The sequence below is a fragment of the Fibrobacter sp. UWCM genome (genome assembly GCF_900129735.1).
Taxonomy (GTDB): Bacteria; Fibrobacterota; Fibrobacteria; order Fibrobacterales; family Fibrobacteraceae; genus Fibrobacter.
This window is the reverse complement of record NZ_FQWR01000007.1, coordinates 74,561-95,484: the sequence shown is the minus strand read 5'-3', so window position 1 is coordinate 95,484 and position 20,924 is coordinate 74,561. Positions and strand designations below refer to the sequence as shown.

The following is a 20,924-nucleotide window of genomic DNA, read 5'->3' as shown; positions in this document are numbered from 1 at the left end:
TTAAATATAAACTAGATAAAAAAATACTGATTCGCAATAGTAAAAATACGGCCAGGATTAACGGTTTTACGGTTCGGATTTTTTATATTGTCAGCATGAAAATCGTCCCTTACAACCCCAAGTACCGCAAAGACTTTGTCGAAATGAACCTGGCGTGGATTTCGTCCATGTTCAAGGTGGAACCCGAAGACGAACGCGAACTTTCAGGTATCGAGACCGCCATCGCGGCAGGTGCGGAAATCTTTTTCGCCGTTGACGACAGCGACAACGTAATGGCATGCTGCATGGTCGCCCCACGCAGTGCAGGGGAATGGGAAATTATGAAATTCGCCGCCAAGGGCATGTACACGGGAACCGGTGCGGGCAGCGCCTGCCTCAAGGCCTGTATCGAGTACGCCCGCGAAAAACAGGCGAAAAGCATCGTTCTCGTTTCCAACCGAAGATGCACACACGCAATTCACTTATATGAAAAATTCGGCTTTGCGGAAATCCCCGTCGACAAGGAAAAATTCCCCTACGACCGTGGCGACATCTCCTTTGAAATGAAATTATTCGAGTGAGCGCACGTTTTTTACCTTTAATAGTCATGAAAAGTTCACTTTTGGCAGATTTATGGTAGTAAAATCGCCAAAACTAATTCAAAGCGATGATTCACTTGGTTCGCCGACATTAACACAAACTAAATAATCAGGAACTTATAGAAAGATTGTAACCGATTCCAAGAACGATGATTGCCGCCGTAACCGTTCCGAAAAAAACAAATATCAGCTTAAGTGTCATGACCTTTTTCAAAAGCATGGCTTCGGGGAGAGAGAGTCCCACAACGGCCATCATAAAGGCTAGTGCCGTTCCAAGAGCGACACCCTTTTGAACAAGAACCTCGACAATGGGAATAACTCCAGCTGCATTTGCGTACATGGGAACGGCAAGAATTACCGCCAGGGGAACGGCAAACCATTTGTCTTTTGACAGGTATTCTTCAAAAAATCCCGAGGGAACATAACCGTGCATTAATGCGCCGATTGCAATGCCAGCAAGCACATAGGGCAAAACCGAACGCGTTACACCAAGGGCATCCCTTGCTACTTGGGGTATTTTCTGCAGTACTTGAACGCCCCTTTGCTTAAGGCTACATGGCATTGCATCGTTGTTGACGGATTCGTTTGTCCGCTGCAAATTTTTCACCCAATCGCTTAGAAATCTTTCTAGCTTGAACCGTTCCAGGAACATCCCTAAAAATGTTCCAAGAAACACGCCGGAACTTACATAAATCACAGTCACTTTCAATCCGAATGTTCCCGCAAGCATAGCAACAGCGACCTCGTTTACAAGTGGCGATGTTATAAGAAAACTGAACGTGACGCCAAGGGGGATGCCGCCCCTGACAAAACCGATGAACAGGGGAATACTGGAACATGAGCAGAAAGGGGTAACCGCTCCGAAGATTGCGGCGAGGAAATATTGGATTCCGTACAAACGATGCGACGACAAAAAATTGCGAATCGCCTCAATCGGGAAAAATGTATTCAGCAGCCCCATCAGAAAACTAATAAAAAGCAATATCAGGATAATTTTGAGGCTGTCGTAAACGAAGAAATTTATCGTCGAGCCCAAAGGAGACGAGCCATCCAATCCAATGATGTTGTAAACAAGATTATCGGCGAATGATTGTATCATAGAAAGTCCTTACAGCCATGTCGATTTCATCCCTTACACGACGAAATTCCTGCAGAATTTCGGTTTTTGTTCCTCCGAACGCGTCAGGATCATCAAAGCCAAGATGAATTCTGTTCTTGACGCCCCCCAAAAAAAACGGACAACTTTCTTTCGCCTTGTCGCAGACGGTGACAACGTAGTCCCACGATGTATCAAGGTACTGCGACACATTTTTGGGCTTATTAAGGGAAATGTCAATCCCTCGTTCCTTCATCACTTCGATTGCAGTCGGATGCACGTTCTTTGCCGGAAACGTTCCTGCAGAACATACGGTCAACGACGAATCCAGAGCCTTGAGAAATCCTTCGGCCATTTGACTACGGCACCTGTTGCCTGTACAAAGAAAGAGTATCTTCATATTTCTCCTTTGATAAGTTCTTTTATTTTATCTTCGCTAATTTTACCTGTGGACACAAGGCGTTCATCGACAACAAGCGCGGGTAAAGTCATGACATTGTACGGAAGCATTTGGACAACATCGTCAATGCGGGAAACAGAAGCTTCTATGCCCGATTCCTTAACGATTTTTTCAACAGATTCGGCGAAAGCAATGTTACAGCCACACTGGCTCATGAGTATTTTTATGTTTTTCATTTTTCCTCTTTTCTTGTTTGTAGTTCGTAGAATAACGAACATATATAGCAAAATTTTTTAGCAACCGCATTCCCTATCGCAAAAATCTTTATTGAAAAAATCACTGAACAGTGCCTGAGCCTTTTTCCAGTTTTTTTTGTTTATACAGTACTTGACCTTGGGCGTTTCGATTTCACCCTGGATCAAACCGGCCTCTTTTAGCTCCTTTAAATGCTGGCTAACCGTGGCCTTCGCAATGGGCAGTTCTTCGTGGATATCGCCAAAATAGCAGGTATTGCGCTTGGCCAAGAACTGCATGATACTTATGCGTGCGGGATGCGCCAAAGCCTTGGCATACCTCGCCAAGGTCTCGGTTTCTTCACAGTATTTGCTTTTTTTTGCCATTTCGGTTCCTGTTCGTTGTTCGTAAATATACAAACATTATTTTTGAAAAGCAAGAGAATAATTGCATTTTTTTGAGGTGACAAGAAAACGTTTATTCCACCGAGAATGTCGCCTTCACGTTCCCTTGGCCGAGGAATTTTCTTCGAGCGTCGCCGTGAAGGTGGTATCGTTCACATGGATTTTGAGTTTCACGAGAGCCTCCGTTTGAGCGGATGAATTGGCGGACGATTTCGGCGTCTGAGTTTCAGGTTGCGACGGGGGCACCGACTAGAGCACTAGAAGAGAGCCACAACAACCTCGCCGATATCGCCGTCGACGCATAACGAGCGGGTTCCGATATCGTCGGGAGCGTAGGCCTGTCCGTAGTTGATGCAAGCGTAGGTGGCGTTCGAATTCAGGGCGGTCATTTGCCAGAACGGGTACTTGATGATTCCGGGGGTGTTCATGCCTACGCCCAGTTCCAGGAACAGCACGTTTCCGCCGCACATGGCGTTACATCTGTCGAGAAATTCGCGGTAACGTTTTGCAGCACGATGCCAACCGTCGTCTTCTACGAAGGTGGAATCGGAACGCAGGTTCATGGACATGGGGCGGCCGCAAATGGGGCACCTGGGCAACAGTTCCGCAGGGACGGTCATGGCGGCGAACAAGCCCGTCTCTTTTGAAAATCCCTGGGCGTCGAACATGGCACGAATCTGCTTTTCGTTGTCGTAGGTGCAGGGGTGGCACGGCTTACTGCATTGGAAAAGCCCGTAATCGCCCTGGGTGTAAAAAAGCCGATCCTTGTCAAAGCCCGCTTTCTGGAAACAATGGTCCACGTTGGTAGTAAGGACAAAGTAATCCTTATCCCGTAGGATTTTCAGGAGGTTTTCGTAGACGGGTTTCGGGGCGGCCATGTAGCGGTTTATCGTGACATAGCGGCTCCAGAAGGCCCACATTTCTTCGGGTGTGCCGTAAGGGAAAAAGCCGCCGGAATACATGTCCGAAAAGCCGTACTTTACAGAAAAGTCAGCGAAGTACTTGACAAAGCGTTCCCCGGAATAGGTAAATCCCGCCGATGTCGAAAGTCCAGCACCCGCGCCCACGACGACGGCATCCGCCCTTGCCAGCGCCTTTTTCAGTCTCGACACTTCGGCAGAAAAATCATCCGTTAAACTTTTCGAAAATCCGCGCATAGATAGCCTCGTCCTTTTCGCTGAAAACGTTAAAGACAACCTTCATGGGGCTTTGTGTACGGCGCTTCCATTCCAGCACCGTATCCACCGCGATTTGGGCGGCACGTTCCGGCGGAAAACGGAATACGCCTGTAGAAATGCAGCAGAAGGCGATAGATTCCACACCGTTCCGGGCCGCAACTTCGAGACAGTTCCTGTAGCACGATTCCAGCAACTCGCAGTCCCGTTCCGTAAGGCCGTAGCCCACGATTGGCCCCACCGTGTGCAGCACGTATTTGCAGGGCAGGTTGTAGGCCGGCGTGATTTTGGCCTGTCCTGTGGGTTCGGGGTACCCTTGCCGTTTCATCAGGGCGTCGCAAGCGCTACGGAGGCGGACCCCCGCGAAAGTGTGGATGCAGTTGTCGATACAGCTGTGGCAAGGCTGCCAGCATCCCGTCATGCCACTGTTGGCCGCATTCACGATTGCATCTACCCTGAGGGTGGTGATGTCGCCGCGCCACAAAAACAGGGAATCGCCAAACAAGTCCGGCGCACCTGCGCTGAAGCGCCTGCCGATACTTTCAATGTCCGCGATGTCCGTTATTCCGCGGTCACGGATGGATTCCTGCAGGTATTCGTCCTGAATCCTGTAGAATTCATCGCTTGCGGGGGCGGCCTCCCGCACGTTCATCAAGGAACGCAACAGGATTTTCTGTCCTTCGGCGTCCGCGGGGATGGTCGTGCCGCTGTACCTGGGACTTTCCGCCAATAGATACTTTATCAGGAATAGTCTGCGCTCTGCTTGGTTCATGATTCCTCCCGGATGACTCAGGGACGGTCTTGAGTTGTGCGGCGAGTCCGTTCAATGTCGTCTTTTCCAGCTCCCTTTCCAGAGCCGTCTGCGCCGAATTCAGGGCCGGGTCCAGCAGGCGATGGATGTTCCTGCCTACGGGACACAGCGGATTCGGTTCCGGGTGGAAACTGAAGACGATCCGTTCCTCGTCGTTATCGTTGATGGCCTTGTAGACATCCAGGAGCGTTATCTTGTCGGCAGGACGCGCAAGGTGAGAGCCCCCTACGCCAGGAGCCGTCTCTACCAGGCCCGCCTTTTGCAACTGCAAAAGGACCTTGCGGATGATGACCGCATTCACGCCGGTGCTGCCCGATATGAATTCCGAGGTCACCCGTTCCGCACCCTCGAAGAAGTGGATGCAAAGCAAGGTATGGACCGCCGCCGTAAAACGAACGCTGACTTTCATAATCCACAATTTAACAATTGTTGCCTGCGTTCACGCGTGCCTTGGCCTATTTGTAGAACATTCCCGCCGTCATGTCCAAGTAGTTTTCGCCGGAGTAGTTCGCGAATTCCTGCTTCATGGCGCTCTTGAATGCCGCCGGGTTCACGTTCTTGAGGGCGATATTCTTCATCACCTTCAGGTACTGGATTTTAGCACGGGCATCTTCCAGATTTTCCACCGTGTAGTGTGACGTGAGAATCAGGGAAATTCCGCGGTCGATGTAATCCGTGAGCTGCGCGATGATGGCATCGGCGTGCTTGCTCCCTGCCACGATGGAATGGACGTCGTGGCCCATCATGTGGGTATAGACAACGTTGATTTCGGGAAACTCGATATCGAATGCCTCCTGGGTCGCGACAATGCGCATGTCGATGCCCGCCAAATTCAAAGTCTCGCCTTCGATAAAGTCCGTCGTCGCGTAGATGGAAGCGTCGAACGCATCGCCAAAAGCCGCCGTGAAATTCTTGACCAGGGCCGCCCCTCCCCCGTTATGGTTGTAATCGTCGGCATGGCGGGTGCTGTACACGGGAGCCCCCTTCATGAAGGTCGCGCCCGCGCCATGGTAGGCAATCACCGTTCCCACGAATTCTACCGAAAGGCCCTTGATGTAGGCTTCCAGTTCCTTGATGTTGTCGAAGAAACAGGGGGCTTCGACCATGAACATCTTGCCGCCCTTTTCCAGCAAGAAACATTCGTCGGTTATCAGGTCGTTTGTCTTGTAGGCATGCAGCTTGACCGCGCCGAAATCGTAGATTTCCATGACACCCTTGCCAAGATTTACGGTCTTGAAGTTGTTCTTTTCCATTTTGAGTCTCCTTGGGCCATGCCCTTTTTTATTTTTGTTGTTCTTTAATTGTTACAACACTAAATATATCCAATTTTTGTTGTAATGTCAATAGAACAACTAGAAATTTAAAGTAAAAATTTAGTTACAAAAAAAACAAAGGTTAGTTACAGCATTCGCTGTTTATTCCACCGAAAATGTCGCCTTCACGTTCCCTTTGCCGAGGATCTGCTGGAGGCGTTTCTTGTTCACGTTGTCGATACGTGCGAGGCGCGTGAAATTCCAGGAATTCTTGTCGTAGTAGATGGTGATGGAATTGCCCTGGTAAAGGATGATGTCGCCTGCGTCGGTGTCGATTTGCTTGTCGTTACGCGGGAAACTGCGCGGCAGGTCGGCCACCTTCTCGAAGCTGCCATAGTCGCGCATGTCGAGCGTCATGTCGCCCTGTGCGAGAAATTCAGCGAAGGCCTTGGCGGAGGAATTTTCTTCGAGCGTCGCCGTGAAGGTGGTATCGTTCACATGGATCTTGAGTTTCACGGGAGCCTCCGTTTGGGCGGATGAACTTGTTGGTACTGCGCCGGGCGTTTTACTGGCGGACGATTTTGGCGTCTGGGTTTCGGGTTGCGTCGAATGGCTTGCGGCATCGCTGCAGGCTACCAGAAAGAACAACGCTACAAGGACAAAGTTTCGCATATACACAATATAAATAATTGTGCGAGCGATTCAAAATACTTATTTGCTATGACTCACTATGCCTTTTGCGCATAGTGGAACAGAATTACTGCATGTTGGCGAACCGCTCGATAGCCTTGGTAAAGTTGTCTATCTGGGATTGGTCGCCCTGCTCTATGGCATCGCGGATACAGTGGTTGATATGCCCCTGCAGCACTACCTGTCCCGCCTTGTTGAGGGCGGACTTCGCGGCACTAATCTGGGAAAGCACATCTTCGCAGGGCACGTCTTCGCTGACCATACGGTCGATGGCCTTGATCTGGCCCATGATTTTTGCAAGCCTGCGGTGAAGGTTCTCTGAATCCAAGCATTTCTTCATGACTAAAGTTTAGCAAATTCTGGGCGGGAGTCAATGGCTCACATGGGGTTGTAGGTCATGTTCATGTAAAGGAGCAGGCCAGAGAAGAAGATGAGCTGCCCGCCCGACACGGTGGTAACTACGTGGACGGCCGCACCCCACCTGTGGGCGACTCCCGTGCGGTCGATCCCCTTCCGCATGGCGACGGCCGCAATGCCGCATATCGCCTTGGTACACATCATGCCGAGACAAATGGCGAAAGAAGAGACGATCGCCCAACCGGGCATTTCGTTGAACAGGCAGAACAGCACGATGAGCGCCACTGCCGGGCAGGGGACGACTCCTGCGATTGCCGACAGCAGGAGCATCTCTTTGGTTGACGCGTTTTCGCCGAAATGTTCGTGTTCATGGTGCAGTCCATGCTTTACACCGTGACGGATTCCGGCAACGGCGATAACCGCCCCGACAAACATCACGAGAATGTAACTCACCTTTTCGATGCCAGCGCGACCAATTTCAAAGGCGGGGAAAACGGCATTGTGCAGGATTGCGTAAAGAACAAGCAGCAACACCACAGAACTGAACGAGTGGACCACCGTGACACCGGTCCCGAGGAACAGCCCCTGCAACCAGCCGCCCTTCCGGGAAAGGAAATACCCTACGACAACGGACTTCCCGTGCCCCGGGTAAAACGCGTGCAGGAACCCATAGACAAAACTGAAGAACAGGAACGCCAAAACCGTGGTGATGTCGCCGTCCTTAAGGTTCTTTATCTTGTCCGTAACCATTTCGCGGAGGTTCTTCTGGGAAAGGAAGGACTGCGTCGCGGGCTTTTCACTTTGAGCATCTTCTACAACCGCGGGAGCGTCGGCCCCGGCTTGCGAACCTTCGACAGCGAATCTCTTCTTCGATACTTCGGCAAAGAGCAGCACCGAAAGGAGCAACAGCAGCAGTAACGTTTTCTGGGCCATAGGCAACAAGTTACAATTTTTTCCACTTCAAAAGCAGCGCGGAATTCGCGATAACGGCGACGCTACCTGCATTGTGGACCAGGGCTCCGATGATGGGGCTTAGCATGCCCGTGACCGCGAGGGAAATGGCGACAAAGTTCAAGGTCATGGAGAACACGAGGTTCTGCTTGATGGTCCGCATCATGCGTCTGGAGACGGCGAACAGGTGCGGGAGTTCCTTGATTTCGTCATCGACCAGGGCGATGTCCGCCGCCTCTACGGCGATATCGCAACCGTTCTTGCCCATGGCGATTCCAACAGATGCCGTTTTCAGTGCGGGAGCGTCGTTGATGCCGTCACCCACCATGCAGACGGGATTTTTCCACTGGGCGTTGCGGACAAATGTCAACTTGTCTTCGGGCATGCAGTTCGCCTTGAATTCCTTGATGGAAACCTGCGATGCAATGTTCCTTGCGGCACGCTCGTTGTCGCCAGTCAACAGCACCGTATGAACATCTAGGGCAGCCAGCCCCTCGACCATGGAGGCGGACTCGGGACGAACCGTGTCGGCAAGGTAGATTCGCCCGGCGAACACGCCATCTACGGCGACCAGGATGACGGTTCCCGCAAAATCATCGTCGCTGTTTTCGGCGGTGCAGGCTTCGATTGAAACCCCGTTATTCTGCAAAAGTTTCGCGTTCCCCGCCAAGACGCTTTTCCCGTCTACTACGGCAGAAACGCCAAGCCCTACTTTCATCGTAAAATTGCGGACATCGCAGTCGAACTTCCCGAATTTCTTGTTGAAACTACTGACGACCGCCTTTCCTAGCGGGTGTTCCGAAAATTTCTCCGCGGCGGCAACGATTTTAAACAAACTATCTTCCGTAAACTCTTGAGCAGGCTTGACTGCAATAACTTCCGGGAGACCGAAGGTCAACGTGCCCGTCTTGTCAAAGACCACTATGGCCACTTGAGAAAGGCGCTCCAGGGCATCGCCTTCGCATACCAGGAAACCATGCTTTGTCACGTTCCCGATAGCCGCCATGATAGCCGTGGGAGTCGCAAGCACCAGCGCACAGGGGCAGAAAACCACAAGGACGGTAACAGCGCGAATGATTTCGCCCGTAAAAAGCCAGGTAAGCGCCGCCGCAAGGAGCGCAATCACCACAATCCAGGTCGCCCAGCGGTCCGCAAGCCGCACAATCTTCGCCTTGCCCGCATCGGCGGACTGCACCAGACGAATCATCCGCTGTATGGAACTGTCTTCGCCCGCCTTGGTAGCCCGCATTTCGAAAGCGCCGAACTGATTTACTGTCCCGCTGAACACGGTATCGCCCGGAGCCTTGTCCACGGGCAGGGATTCGCCGGTCATCACCGCCTGATTCACCGAAGTCTGCCCCGAGACCACGACTCCATCCACCGGCACCATCTCGCCGGGCAACACCCGCAACAGTTCGCCCACCTTCACCGATTCGGCAGCGACGACCTCTTCGGCATTCCCCCGCAAAACCCTAGCGGTACGGGGCGTCAAGTGCACCAGTTTTTCGATACCCGCGCGGGCACGGGCTACGGTCAAGTCTTCCAGGAGCGCGCCAAGCTGCATGATGAACGCCACCTCGCCTGCGGCAAAATCCTCATGGATGGCGATGGAGGCGATTAGCGCCATGGCCACAAGCACGTCCGCCTTGATGTCGAAACGGGCCAAGAGCCCCACCGTTGCGTCGACAAGAATCGGGATGCCGCAAACAACGATGGCCACCCACGCGATATCGAAGGGCAGCGGGATAAAGTTCCATTTCGAGTTCACAAGGCTAAGCACAAGGGAAATCCCGCCAAGGACAAGCAGGGCGACATCCTTCTTGAACCCGCCGATTTCCATAATCTCTTCCAATTTTTCCAATCGCTTGAACATAATGCTTCCTTTTTTGCCTGGCGGTTTTTAATATACCTATACCCCCATAGGTATAAAATAGAATGAATAAAGCCGAACGTCAAGGGGAGAGATGAAAAAAAAGCACGTTTTAGTGCGACTAATGGCGGGGAACCAGGCCTACTTTGAATAAAATACCGATCCAAGTGTCAACACTGCGCCCACAAGAAGCACGATTGATGCACTCGTGGCGATGTCGCCCATGCCCACCAGCGGAGAGACGATTCCGCCCATCAAGAAGCCCGATGCCCCGATGGCCGCGGCTGCGGTGCCTGCATTTGCGCGTTCCGCATTCAATGCCAAGGCCGTTGCAGGAGGCTGGCTCATGCCGAACATGAACGTAAGCCCCATGAAAGCGACTTGCAGAAGCGGGAGTAAAGCGTGCGTCATGAGGGCGGCAGCAACGGCAATCGCGAAAACGAGCATCCCCGCGCCTGCGATTTTCAGGACCCCGCGTTCACTGCCGACCTTGCCCGACAACGCACAACCGATGGCCGTGAAAACGGCATTCAGCGCAAAGCAGAGACTGAAGCCCACAGGCGAAAGTCCGTAGATTTTCTGGTAAATGAACGGCGACGACGCGATATACCCGAACAAGATGACCATTGGGAATGTGCATACCAAGAAATACGATACGTAAGCACGGTTCTTGAATACTTTTACATACAAGCTAAAACTTGCCAAGACAGACTTTTTGCTGCGGCGTTTTACCGGGAGCGATTCCTGGAATTTCCCTGACATAAAGAGCAGCAGCGCCCCATACAGGAGCAATACCGCGAAAGTCCCTTTCCAGCTCATGAAATTCAGCAAGAAACCACCCAGCACGGGGGCTACAATCGGGGCGACTCCGTTCACCGCGCTCACCATGGCAAGGAACTTGGTGAGGACGGGGCCACGGTAGGAATCCGCTGAAATGGAACGTGCTATCACGATTCCGCCGGATGCCGCCATGCCCTGCAACAAACGAAACACGTTGAAGGTTACGATGTTCGGTGCGACAATGCAGGCGACAGTCCCGCAAACAAAAAGCAACAGACAAACTAGCAGCAACTTTTTGCGGCCGTACTTGTCGCTCAGCGGGCCTACAAAGAGCTGCCCCACCGAAAGCCCAAGCATGCTCATGGTGAGGCTCAGCTGAGCCATCGAGGGGCTTGCCGCAAAGTAATCGGCAAGGCTCGGGAGGGCCGGCAAGTAAAGGTCTGTCACGAAGGGGCCAAACGCCGAAAGCAGCCCAAGCAACAGCATAAGGAAAGTGAATTTCTGTTTTCCGCTCATAAATTCCTCTTGGCGAAGCAGCGTAGAATCGCCATAAAAAAAGCCCGCAAAGCCTTACAACTGGACTTATGCGGGACCGCTACACGTTGATTTCGCAAGCGAATTTAGGAAAAAATTTTTCTGTTGGCAAGTTCTTGACAAAGGCAAAAAAAATTTTTATTTATGGGCACGAAATTTCATTGCGTATAATGGTTCAGCGTGAAACTCAAACATCAGGGTTTTGCGCCTTTTTTATTGCGCAGGGCCCGCAACAAAAGAGGTTAATATGGACTTTTACATGAAACTCCCGCGCGGCAAACGCGAATTCACCCTTTTTCTCGTGACACTTTCGATTATCTCGATGAACATCATCGCGCCGCTCATCACCTGTTTCGAGATGGGCTTTAGCATGGAAAGCTGGGCGCACGTATTCCCGATTATGCCGATACTCTGGCCATGCGTCATCGCGACGGTCCTTGTCACATATAAGCCTGCGGCGTTCCTGACTTCAAGGCTTACGCAGAAGGGCGACAGTTTCCATGCGGTGATTACACTCAACATCATGTGCACGGTTTTCCTGATGTCCATCATCTTGACGATTGTAGGTACCTGGGTCGGAAACCGCGAAATCACAATGGAGCCGCTGGTGAATTTCTTTTACAAGTGGCCTCGCAACTTTGCCATTTCGCTCGCGGTAGAAATCTTGATCGCGCAACCGATTGCCCGCCGCGTGATGCTAGGCCTGCACAAGTACCGCGACGCCCGCCGGGAAGTCGCAATTTCTAACTGAGCCGTAAATAATTTTATCTATCTTTTCGATCGTGACAGGCATCGAAGAACAATTCAATGGCAAGAAACTCCTTGTAAAGAAGCTCATTCCTTTCGGGTTCACGAAGGAAGGGCCAAACTATGCGCTCGTCCGCGAAATACTTGGCGGACAGTTCCGTCTGGAAATCAGAGTGGGACGGGGCAAGAAAGTTTCAGTCAAGGTGTTCGATAACGATTCCGGCGAAGAATACCTACTGTTTTCGGTGCTGTCAGTGCAGGGGGCCCTCGTGGGCCGCATCCGCAAAGAAGTTTTCGCTATTACGGATAAATTTATAGGCGAATGTTTCGAGACGCAGATTTTCAAAAGGAAATCAGCGAGCGACCTGATTGGCTACGCGGAGCAAAAATACGGAGACAAGCCCGAATATCTGTGGGAACGGTTTCCGCAATTTGCCGCCATCCGCAAGCACGGAAACAAGAAATGGTATTGCCTATTGGGGACTGTCGATAAATCAAAAGTTGGCCTCAAGGGCGACGAGATTATCGAAGTGGCGAACTTCAAGATAGTCCCGAAGGAATTGCCGGAACTCCTGAAAAAGCCCGGCTACCTCCCCGCATACCACATGAACAAGAAAAGCTGGGTAACGGTCGTCCTTGACGGGACCGTGCCACTAACCGAAATCAGGAAATTGCTGGATAAAAGCTATACGCTGGCGTGAAAAACGGCCCTAGTTCTAGCTTTTATTTAATATCAATCAAATCAAAATACATCAGACGCGTGTGCAAAGGTTTTTCGCCCAGCGTTTTTACATTGATTCCAAGAGCCCTTGCTTCGTTAATTTCGGAACTATAAAGGAATTTGAAATTGTTTTTCTGATAATAATGGATGACTTCCGGTTTATTAATCGCGTCAACGATGATAAACCGACAACCAGTCTTGTTTTCGTCGCTACGGAACCAAGCTTTAATGAAGTCCATTACTGCAGAGCCAAAACCTTGTTTGGCAAATTCAATATTCGTCCCCAGGCGACCAACCAAAACTCCGGGATAGCGGCGAAGATTCTTCTCGCCATTCTCCGTAACATATTCAATCTTCGCCTTGTCTTCAGGAGCAAGTTGTTTGATTCGAATTGAATCGTTTGATATTGTAAATGCAGCAACGATGCTTTCGGGACGCTCTCTTAGACGAAAGACATAAGTCTTTCCCAAAAGTTTTTCACCGTATAGTCGAAAATCCTCTCTGAAAAATTCGTCAAGGTCTTCATTTCCGCATTTGAAGGGGTTGCAACTTTGCAGCAATTCCGAAGAAAGCCGAGCAAACGAGCATCGGTTCAAAAAATCGGCAAGGGTCATGTCTAGAAACCTTGTTCGCGGAGGAAATTCCTAACGAGCAGGATTTTATCACCAAAATCCTGTTTACGCTCGTTCTTTTCGGCGTATTCGGCTTCCTTGAGAAAGCGTTCAGCGTCTTCCCCTTGAAGCGTTGGTATGGATCTTATTGCCACTGCCATAGTGTTTATTCCTCCGCTTAAAAATAGGTTTTGAATGTCTAATTGTCAATATGACATTTACGCACATATCCCTAAAATAGCATTTAAAAATGGCAAAAAATGACAAAAAGCAACCAAGGTCACATTTGTGACCTTGGACAGCAGCGAGAATCGTCGCGGTTTTGTGTCTTTCGCTTACTTCAAGTTCGTCTTGAAGAATTCGTTCAGCTTTTCGAAAGGGATTTTTTCCAGGTTGTCGTAGAGGTCCACGTGGGAGGCTCCGGGGATAACGAGGAGTTCCTTGTTGCCGACGGTCTTGCTCCAGTTCTTGGTGGCGTCGAGTTTTGCGGGGACGTTCGCCTTCTTGCCGGTCATCTTTTCGAATGCGCCTTCGCCGAAGTAGCGGCTATGGGCCTTTTCGCCGTGGATGATGAGCACCGGGTTACGGATTTCGTCGGCGTATGCGAGGAGCTTGGTGTTCATGAGCGAGGTGCCTGCGGAGGCGGCCCAGCCCTTATTGCTGTTAAGGGAACGCTTGTGGTAGCCGCGCGGGGTCTTGTAGTAGGCGTAGTAATCCTTGACAAAGTAAGGAGCGTCGTCCGGGAGCGGGTCCACCACACCGCCGGCCAGGTCGTAGGTGCCGTTCTTGAAGTCCTTGGTGCGCTGGGCCATCAGAGCCTTGCGGGCCTCGTTGCGGGCGTCGGCGTTGTTTGCCGCATCGAAGTAGCCGTTTGCCGAGACACGGCTCATGTCGTACATGGTCGAGGCAACCGTCGCCTTGACGCGGGTGTCGATTCCGGCAGCATTAATCGCCATGCCGCCCCAGCCGCAAATACCGATGATGCCGATGCGTTCCGGGTCAACGTTGTCGCGTGTTGAGAGAAAGTCCACGGACGCCATGAAGTCTTCGGTGTTGATGTCCGGGCTGTTCATGTAGCGCGGTTCGCCGCCCGATTCGCCAGTGAAGCTCGGGTCGAATGCGATGGTCAGGAATCCGCGTTCCGCCATCTGCTGGGCGTAAAGGCCGCTGGACTGTTCCTTGACGGCGCCGAACGGGCCCGAGATTGCGATGGCGGGAAACTTGCCGTTCACCTTGAGGCTCGTGTCCTTGGGTACGAACATGTCGGCGGCGAGTTCAATGCCAAAGTGGTTCTTGAAAGTGACCTTGGAATGTTCGACCTTGTCGCTCTTGGGGAAAACCTTGTCCCATTCGGCGGTGAGCGTGAGCTTGTTCATATTTTCTTCCTTTGTCTGTTGTGCTGCTTCTGTTGCCGGTGCGGCAGTTCCTTGTGCAGCGTTGTTTTCTTTTTCGGGGGAGCATGCCATCAGGGTGCATGCGGAAGCCACGGCAAGCGCCGCTTTTAAGAATCTGGATTTCATGATTTATCTCCTATTTAAAAATTCAACTCATCTCGTCATGTCCGCGCAGGCGGACATCTTAAGATTCTCGCCTTCGCGAGAATGACGAACTACAATTTCGCCTTCGCGAGAATGACGAAAAGCAATCCAGCCTTCGTGAGAATGACTTTATTGTTAAACTTTTTTTCCCATGGCAAACGCTTTTTTCAGGAGCGCGGAATTCTTCTTGACGTCGCCGGCGCTTTCGGCACCCGTGGCGCAGAGAGCGCCCTTGAGCTTCACGCCGTCAAAGCAGGCAATCCACCCGCCAATGCCGCGCTTTGCGATGTTCATGGCCTTCGCATCGGTGTCGGCGGCAGATGTGAGCAGGTAAATTTCGCGGAACTTGTAATCGCTGGAATAGAGGGAATTGGCGCGGTCGAGCATCGTCTTGAGCTGGCCGCTCATTTCGTAATAATAAATCGGCGTTGCAAACACGATGACATCAGCCGATTCCATCTTCTTGGTGATGGCGGGGGCGTCGTCCTTGATGACGCATTTGCCCTTCTTCTGACAAGCGAGGCAGCCCATGCAAAAACCGATCTTCTTGCCGCGCAGCGACTCGAATTCCACCTTGTTGCCCGCCTCGGCGGCACCCTTCGCGAACTCCTGCGCCAGGGTTTCGGAGTTGCTACCCTTACGCAAGCTGCTGGACAAGACCAATACTTTTTTCATGGGTTCCTCTCGGTTGAAGTCTTTACATGTCCAAATATACCTTCATTTTTCAGATATTGCAAATACTTTGTTTTCATAACTAGATATGCCTATAAGGCATAGATTTAAACAGCATAAAAAGGCGGGGCATTTTTTAGCATCTACTTCTCTTCGATCAATTCTATCAACTGTTCCTTGTTGGGTAACACAGTTTGATACTTGCTGGCAAAAATCTGCGAATTGCCTTCGGGCAAAGTGATTTCTACAAGGGAGTCCGATTTCTTCTTGCAAAGAACGATGCCGATAGTGTTATTTTCGTGCGGAAGCTTTACAAAGCGGTCATAGTAGTGCACATACATCTGCATTTGCCCCAAATCCTGATGCGTGAGTTCGCCAATCTTCAGATCCACCAACACAAAGCACTGCAGAAGCCTGTTATAAAGAACCAGGTCCACAAAAAAATGCTTTTCGTCCAGCGTAATCCGCGACTGCCGCCCCACGAAAGTATACCCCTTACCCAGTTCAAGCAAAAAAGACTCCAACTTGTCGATGAGCTTGCTTTCCAGTTCGGTTTCCGAATATTCGGACTGTTCTGGCAGCCCCAAGAATTCCAAAATATAGGGATCCTTGACAATGTCCGCCGGAGACTCCACGATACACCCTTTTTTAGACAGTTCTCTCACCGATTCCTTATCCTTGCTTACAGCGAGCCGTTCATAAAGCGCGGAATCGAACTGTCTTTTGAGTTCCCGCAGGCTCCAATTCGAGTTTTTCGCCTCAATTTCGTAGAATTTCCGTTCGTCGGGATTATCGATACGCATCAGGAACAAGTAATGGGAGTAGCTGAGGGTGAATTCCGCAGACACTGTCTGCGAAATCTCCTTGGAGTAAATCAAGAAAAACTGACGCATTTGCTCCAGGTTTCTCTGCGAAAATCCCTTACCATAATTTGCAGTAAGTCTGGCAGAAAGATTTTTGAGAATTTCCTTTCCATATTCTGCGCGGATGCTACCCTTCTGCTCGTTTTCGACAATCGAACGGCCGATTTCGTAATACGTGCGCACCATCGCCGTATTAACGGCAACAGCAACAAACTTACGGTTCTGTTCGAGAATCGACGCAATTTGAGAATAAAGAGCATCTTCCCTATGATTAGCCACTTTTTTAGCCATATAGCCTCCGTTTGGTTGCAATTTGCGACGCCGCTTTCGCGGCTGGTTAGTGTTAGAGGCGTCTCTTGTATTCCGAAAACCCAGAATAAAAAAAAGACGCATTTTTCCATTAGACGGAAAAACACGTCGGGCATTAATGTACCTAAATCTATCAAAATTGGCAAGGGGAGCAAGAAAATTTTACATAACCACTGGGGTTATTCGTATTTCAATACTATGAACAACAAAGACCTTGTGGAAGCTCTTGATTTGAACCTGTCGGAATTTCCGACAGGTTTGCCCGAATTTGTAATTTGCAAAAAATGCAAAATGGTATACTGAAGAGAAACAAAATCAAACAAGTTTGATTTTGCTTCGTTCGCCTTGCATGCTTTTCCGCCTACATGCATAAAAAGGCGGGGCATTTTTGTTGACATCTTTAGTTAGTAAGGAAACCTTACATGCTGAGATTACTTCCGATTCATATCCTTTTAGTACTTTCTAGCAGAAATACGATATTTCGTTGAAATGGGCAATCCATTTCGCAACAACTTCCTCATGACGAGCTTCAATAATCCGAAGAATATTTTGCAAGACATGTACCGGTTCCAGAGGAACACCTTCGTTGGACCAGAAATAAACCCAGAAAGATCCTATCTTAAAGATTTGCGGCATTGCTGAACCCACCTTTCTGAGAGAATTCCATTATCAAATGAGCCGTAGATTCAATCACCTTCTTATAGCGATCGATTTCCTCATCTGAAAAACCGAATATATCTTCCCATGTATAGGAGGGTAAATAGCATGTCGCCCGATGGAAGCCGTCTTTTGCGTCGGGCTTTTCGATGTACACCTTAACGCGGCCATCCTTGCCCATTTCGGAATGGACAATTTCCGCGTTGTCGTCAAGTGTCATGAAGGGGTACATCATATTGCTTGATGGCAATATAACATTTTCAGGCCTTGTTTGGCTAGTATTCATCTTTCCTCCCTCCGCCTACATGCATAAAAAGGCGGGGCTTTGATTGTTTTACACCGTGCGCGAAAAGCTGCTTTCTACACACTTGTGCACTAAATATAAATTACTAAATGGCGGTTGTCAAGAGGTTTTGACAAAAAAGTAATTACGCTTTTTTATCGAGTTCTTGCATCAAATTGTGGGTTTCGATAAGGATAGCGATGATTTTGCGGTAATGCGAGATGTCGTCGTAGGTAAGGGTGCGGTTCTTGCGGTCCTTAAGCCACTTCTGCGCGGGTTGGTAGCCACCGATGTAGAAGTTCCAGGCTAGTTCAGGAACGTTGCCGAAATATTGAGTCTTGTTAATGTAGACTTTTTCTTTTTCAAAGCGCAATTCCGTTACGGCGTTATCGCCTTCGATGTCGAAGGATGTCGCCTGCGGAGGAATTTCTTCCATCAGATGCAATTTGCGGAGCTTGTTGCCAATGGAAACGACGCGTTCGAAATCCGCTTTGCTTTCGGGATAAGGAATACGCGGAAAATCGATTTTCAGGAATTCCTTGTATTTTTCACGATAAAACGGTGTATGGAGAACGCCATAGATGTAATCGAAGACTTGTTCCGGAGTCGTTTTGAGTTTGGAGCACTTGTCTATTTTACTCCAGATTTTTTCGTCTAGGTTGGGCTTGCGAGTTTCACCAAGTTTTTCCTCACCTTCTGTTGGGTAAAGGTAGAGAGGGAAAACATAAGACTGTTCCTTCGACTGCAAAGATATAGAATTTAAATCCGAAATATGCGTCGTCACAAAAATATGTTGAAAATCAAACGTACTTAATTGTCGACATATAACAAGAGAAATATTTTCTTTTTGAATAATATTAAAGTTTGTTTTATATCTTGGATAACCCATTATCCCTTTTGTTTTTCCAGTGTAATTTGTAAACCTAATGTCAAATGGTCTATAATCAATTTCATTCGTTAGAACTTTATTTTTTATTAAATCATTTTTAGCCAAGTCAAGTTGCCAATCTCTTCCATCTTTCACATGATACTTTTTTTGTAATTCTTGAATAGGCATATTAACAAAATCATTCTTCAAAGAATCAGCATCTTTTTTTTGATAAAAAATATTCAAATAATCTCTTTTTGTTTGAACACCTGAATTATAGTTAATTATTAATTCAGATAATTTAAACCCCTTTTTATATTCTTCCTGCACAGAAAAATCTTTAGGTACAAAGAAAAATTGCGGTGTGTGTGGAGAAAGTTCTTTCCAAGGAATATCGCTGAACGATGTTTTGGTCAAAAATGCATATTTTTCATAGCGTTTGCCGAAGAGCTCGTAGTGATATACTCTGGCTAGAGATCCTTCGACTTCGCCCTTGCGGGCATCGCTCAGGATGACACTCTGTTTTCTCTTAACAAAGATATTAATGCTTACGCCTAAAGTAATATCAAAGACATTCTCGTCATTTTTTTGAATAGTTTCTCCCTTCTTTTGGCTTCCATGTAAATCAAGAATGTAGATTTCATCAAAAGTATCCATCAATGAATGTCTCATTTGCCGATGCGTTATTCCATCAATGAAACTGTTGTTTGAAATATAGGCAAGAATTCCTTCACCATTCTTTTCTACATAGTGTTGTCCTAAACGAATGAATTTAATATAATCATCATCAAGATTTATTTTTTTCTCATTTAGATTTTGTTTATATATTTTCAGAAGGTCCAAAATCCATTTACTTTTATTAGAACTACTATTGCTATACGGCGGATTACCAATCATCACCATTACGGGTGTATCACGTTTGACAAGGTTCGCCTCGCTCGCTTCCTGTGCAAGCCATTGTGCAAACAGCGTTCCCGTGTCCTGGTCACATTCTTCGAGGGAATTGGTAAGGAATATGCGGAGTCGCTTGTTCTGTTTTGCCTTGTAACCTGTCTGCGCTAACACTATGTCCAATTTCAAGTGCGCAACGGCATACGGAGCCATCATGAATTCAAAACCATTTAGCCGCGGGATTAGGTGTTCTTCCACATAGTTTTGCCAAGCGCCCTTCTGGTTCTCCATGCCGGAATATATCTTGCGGACCACTTCGGCAAGAAATGTTCCCGTTCCAGTTGCAGGATCAAGAATTTGGACTTTATGGTATTCTCGCGTTTCGTATTTCTTGTGGTCTTTGGTGCGATTGTCCGTATATAGGTTTGAAGTTTGGCGAATCGCCACCTTGCTTGTGTCGGCGAGACCATCACTCAAATTGAATCGGGATTTCAGAATTTCATCAACGGCATTGACGATAAAGTGGACAACGGGTTCAGGCGTGTAATAAACGCCGCAAGCCTTTTTCTGCTTTGGGTCATAATAGCGCAGAAAATCTTCATAGAAATGAATCATCGGATCGGCCTGACCAGTAGCCTTTCCAAAATTCTTCATGACCTTCGACATGTCCGTCACTCGGAATGTTTCTGCCAGGTCATCTACAATCCATGCGATGCTGGTATCTACATCGAATGCGGCAACATTCTGGAAAACTTTGCGCAAGAACGGGTTCGTCTTGGGAATAAGGGTCGCGGCCTCTTCACGACTGAAAGTGTCGGGAGTATCATCGTGCAATCTCGCGGCAAACATTCCATAGCAAATCGTCTGGGCGTAAATATCGGCAAATTGCCGCTCCGTCAAATCGTGAATCAATACCTTCTGGAAAGACTTCCATTGCCCCGCCAGTTCACCTGTCTTTTCGCTATCAGTTTCGAGAGTCTTTTCAATCACTTCGGCAAGGAGTCGCGCCTTGGCGGCCATCATCTGCGCCAATTTTGTAGAACTCGTAATTTTTTGCGGTGTTGATTCCGCGAGGTGCACCACCATTTCCAAAAACATCGGGACATTGGTGTCTATCAGCGCAATCTTATTTCCTTTGATTTCCGCAATACGAATGCTATTGATGAATTCGCCGTTTTCATAAAGATGAAAATCAAGGTAATCCGTGAAAAGGATATGGTCTAGTGAGTTCTTGTAGCGGTTGAACTGTTCCTTGTGCTGACGGTTGCCATCCAGGTCGCTATCGCCAATGTCCTTAGCCTCTACGAAGGCAACAGGAATGGATGTTGCACCTTTCCCTTTCGCGATAATGTAGTCCGGAGCTCCGCACTGGATGCGGCTCGGTTCGTTGGTGATGGTGAATTTGGGGAGCAAGTCGCCAAGGAGTTTCGCAAGTGCCGGGCGGTAGCTGTGCTCTGTCGCCTTGCCCGTAGAAAACTGCTTGGAAACCTCGTCGATGTATTGTGCGACGGCTTGAATCTTGCTCTTGTCCAAATCGGCCATGGTGGCTCCAGCGTTGCGAGAGCCGTTCCATTCTAAGCCATGATTAAGCAATGGATTCTATCGCTACGCCTAACGGCTTCGCTCCAGAA

The 20,924-nt window shown here is 49.1% G+C and carries 23 protein-coding genes and 1 pseudogene; 3 read left to right on the top strand and 21 right to left on the bottom strand.

The genetic code is table 11. The features are described from left to right. Window positions 1–95: 95 nt before the first annotated feature. Complete coding sequence (locus tag BUB22_RS06550) at window positions 96–560, top strand: GNAT family N-acetyltransferase (RefSeq protein WP_073114428.1); 465 nt, start codon at window positions 96–98, stop codon at window positions 558–560. 127 nt (window positions 561–687) lie between these two features. Here the strand turns inward: BUB22_RS06550 and BUB22_RS06545 are convergent, their stop codons facing one another. The 14 genes and pseudogenes from BUB22_RS06545 to BUB22_RS06485 form a co-directional block, all read right to left on the bottom strand. Beyond that, window positions 688–1,677, bottom strand: coding sequence for a permease (locus BUB22_RS06545; protein WP_073114427.1), 990 nt, complete (start codon window positions 1,675–1,677; stop codon window positions 688–690). Next, window positions 1,655–2,074: an arsenate reductase ArsC gene (locus BUB22_RS06540; RefSeq protein WP_073114426.1), complete on the bottom strand. Its 420-nt coding sequence runs from the start codon at window positions 2,072–2,074 to the stop codon at window positions 1,655–1,657. The genes BUB22_RS06545 and BUB22_RS06540 overlap by 23 nt, the downstream gene beginning before the upstream one ends. Beyond that, window positions 2,071–2,310, bottom strand: a complete 240-nt coding sequence (locus tag BUB22_RS06535; protein ID WP_073114494.1) for a thioredoxin family protein — start codon at window positions 2,308–2,310, stop codon at window positions 2,071–2,073. Before BUB22_RS06535 ends, BUB22_RS06540 begins: the two co-directional genes overlap by 4 nt. Window positions 2,311–2,367: 57 nt before the next feature. After that, complete coding sequence (locus BUB22_RS06530) at window positions 2,368–2,694, bottom strand: ArsR/SmtB family transcription factor (protein ID WP_073114493.1); 327 nt, start codon at window positions 2,692–2,694, stop codon at window positions 2,368–2,370. 114 nt (window positions 2,695–2,808) lie between these two features. Continuing rightward, window positions 2,809–2,958: a hypothetical protein gene (locus BUB22_RS16675; protein ID WP_175547251.1), complete on the bottom strand. Its 150-nt coding sequence runs from the start codon at window positions 2,956–2,958 to the stop codon at window positions 2,809–2,811. 11 nt (window positions 2,959–2,969) lie between these two features. Beyond that, window positions 2,970–3,869: an SIR2 family NAD-dependent protein deacylase gene (locus BUB22_RS06525; RefSeq protein WP_073114425.1), complete on the bottom strand. Its 900-nt coding sequence runs from the start codon at window positions 3,867–3,869 to the stop codon at window positions 2,970–2,972. Next, window positions 3,838–4,659 (bottom strand): protein-ADP-ribose hydrolase, encoded by an 822-nt coding sequence (locus BUB22_RS06520; RefSeq protein ID WP_073114424.1) that lies wholly within the window; start codon window positions 4,657–4,659, stop codon window positions 3,838–3,840. Before BUB22_RS06520 ends, BUB22_RS06525 begins: the two co-directional genes overlap by 32 nt. 31 nt (window positions 4,660–4,690) lie before the next feature. Beyond that, a pseudogene (locus tag BUB22_RS17080) lies at window positions 4,691–5,107 on the bottom strand (Rrf2 family transcriptional regulator); the annotation flags it as partial. A gap of 46 nt (window positions 5,108–5,153) precedes the next feature. Continuing rightward, window positions 5,154–5,951 (bottom strand): hypothetical protein, encoded by a 798-nt coding sequence (locus BUB22_RS06510; protein WP_073114423.1) that lies wholly within the window; start codon window positions 5,949–5,951, stop codon window positions 5,154–5,156. Window positions 5,952–6,113: 162 nt separating this feature from the next. Next, a complete protein-coding gene (locus BUB22_RS06505) occupies window positions 6,114–6,623 on the bottom strand; it encodes a cyclophilin-like fold protein (protein WP_254794660.1) in 510 nt (169 codons plus the stop codon). Between the two features lie 85 nt (window positions 6,624–6,708). Next, on the bottom strand, window positions 6,709–6,981 hold the full coding sequence (locus tag BUB22_RS06500; protein WP_073114421.1) for a metal-sensing transcriptional repressor: 273 nt from the start codon (window positions 6,979–6,981) through the stop codon (window positions 6,709–6,711). Between the two features lie 38 nt (window positions 6,982–7,019). Beyond that, window positions 7,020–7,931, bottom strand: a complete 912-nt coding sequence (locus tag BUB22_RS06495; protein WP_073114420.1) for a nickel/cobalt transporter — start codon at window positions 7,929–7,931, stop codon at window positions 7,020–7,022. Window positions 7,932–7,941: 10 nt separating this feature from the next. Continuing rightward, the gene (locus BUB22_RS06490) at window positions 7,942–9,822 is read right to left on the bottom strand and encodes a heavy metal translocating P-type ATPase (protein ID WP_073114419.1); all 1,881 of its coding nucleotides are present in this window, start codon (window positions 9,820–9,822) and stop codon (window positions 7,942–7,944) included. A 138-nt stretch (window positions 9,823–9,960) separates the two neighbouring features. Continuing rightward, the gene (locus BUB22_RS06485; protein WP_083535429.1) at window positions 9,961–11,115 is read right to left on the bottom strand and encodes a Bcr/CflA family efflux MFS transporter; all 1,155 of its coding nucleotides are present in this window, start codon (window positions 11,113–11,115) and stop codon (window positions 9,961–9,963) included. Window positions 11,116–11,380: 265 nt separating this feature from the next. Here BUB22_RS06485 and BUB22_RS06475 point away from each other — a divergent pair, with 265 nt between their 5' ends. Next, the gene (locus BUB22_RS06475; RefSeq protein ID WP_073114417.1) at window positions 11,381–11,884 is read left to right on the top strand and encodes a DUF2798 domain-containing protein; all 504 of its coding nucleotides are present in this window, start codon (window positions 11,381–11,383) and stop codon (window positions 11,882–11,884) included. Window positions 11,885–11,915: 31 nt separating this feature from the next. Then, the gene (locus tag BUB22_RS06470) at window positions 11,916–12,581 is read left to right on the top strand and encodes an MmcQ/YjbR family DNA-binding protein (protein ID WP_175547252.1); all 666 of its coding nucleotides are present in this window, start codon (window positions 11,916–11,918) and stop codon (window positions 12,579–12,581) included. 22 nt (window positions 12,582–12,603) lie between these two features. Here the strand turns inward: BUB22_RS06470 and BUB22_RS06465 are convergent, their stop codons facing one another. The 7 genes from BUB22_RS06465 to BUB22_RS06440 all read right to left on the bottom strand — a co-directional run bounded on the left by BUB22_RS06465 (window position 12,604) and on the right by BUB22_RS06440 (window position 20,835). Further along, window positions 12,604–13,215, bottom strand: a complete 612-nt coding sequence (locus BUB22_RS06465; protein WP_073114416.1) for a GNAT family N-acetyltransferase — start codon at window positions 13,213–13,215, stop codon at window positions 12,604–12,606. A 2-nt stretch (window positions 13,216–13,217) separates the two neighbouring features. Beyond that, a complete protein-coding gene (locus BUB22_RS16670; RefSeq protein ID WP_173352310.1) occupies window positions 13,218–13,373 on the bottom strand; it encodes a hypothetical protein in 156 nt (51 codons plus the stop codon). 174 nt (window positions 13,374–13,547) lie between these two features. Beyond that, the gene (locus BUB22_RS06460; RefSeq protein WP_073114415.1) at window positions 13,548–14,732 is read right to left on the bottom strand and encodes an alpha/beta hydrolase; all 1,185 of its coding nucleotides are present in this window, start codon (window positions 14,730–14,732) and stop codon (window positions 13,548–13,550) included. Window positions 14,733–14,885: 153 nt separating this feature from the next. Further along, the gene (locus BUB22_RS06455; protein WP_072977139.1) at window positions 14,886–15,425 is read right to left on the bottom strand and encodes a flavodoxin family protein; all 540 of its coding nucleotides are present in this window, start codon (window positions 15,423–15,425) and stop codon (window positions 14,886–14,888) included. A 140-nt stretch (window positions 15,426–15,565) separates the two neighbouring features. Next, on the bottom strand, window positions 15,566–16,576 hold the full coding sequence (locus BUB22_RS06450) for a PDDEXK nuclease domain-containing protein (RefSeq protein WP_073114414.1): 1,011 nt from the start codon (window positions 16,574–16,576) through the stop codon (window positions 15,566–15,568). Window positions 16,577–17,213: 637 nt separating this feature from the next. Continuing rightward, window positions 17,214–17,486, bottom strand: coding sequence for a hypothetical protein (locus BUB22_RS06445; RefSeq protein ID WP_073114413.1), 273 nt, complete (start codon window positions 17,484–17,486; stop codon window positions 17,214–17,216). Between the two features lie 193 nt (window positions 17,487–17,679). Next, entirely contained in the window at window positions 17,680–20,835 is a 3,156-nt protein-coding gene (locus BUB22_RS06440) for a type ISP restriction/modification enzyme (RefSeq protein WP_073114412.1), read from the bottom strand. Window positions 20,836–20,924: the final 89 nt, after the last annotated feature.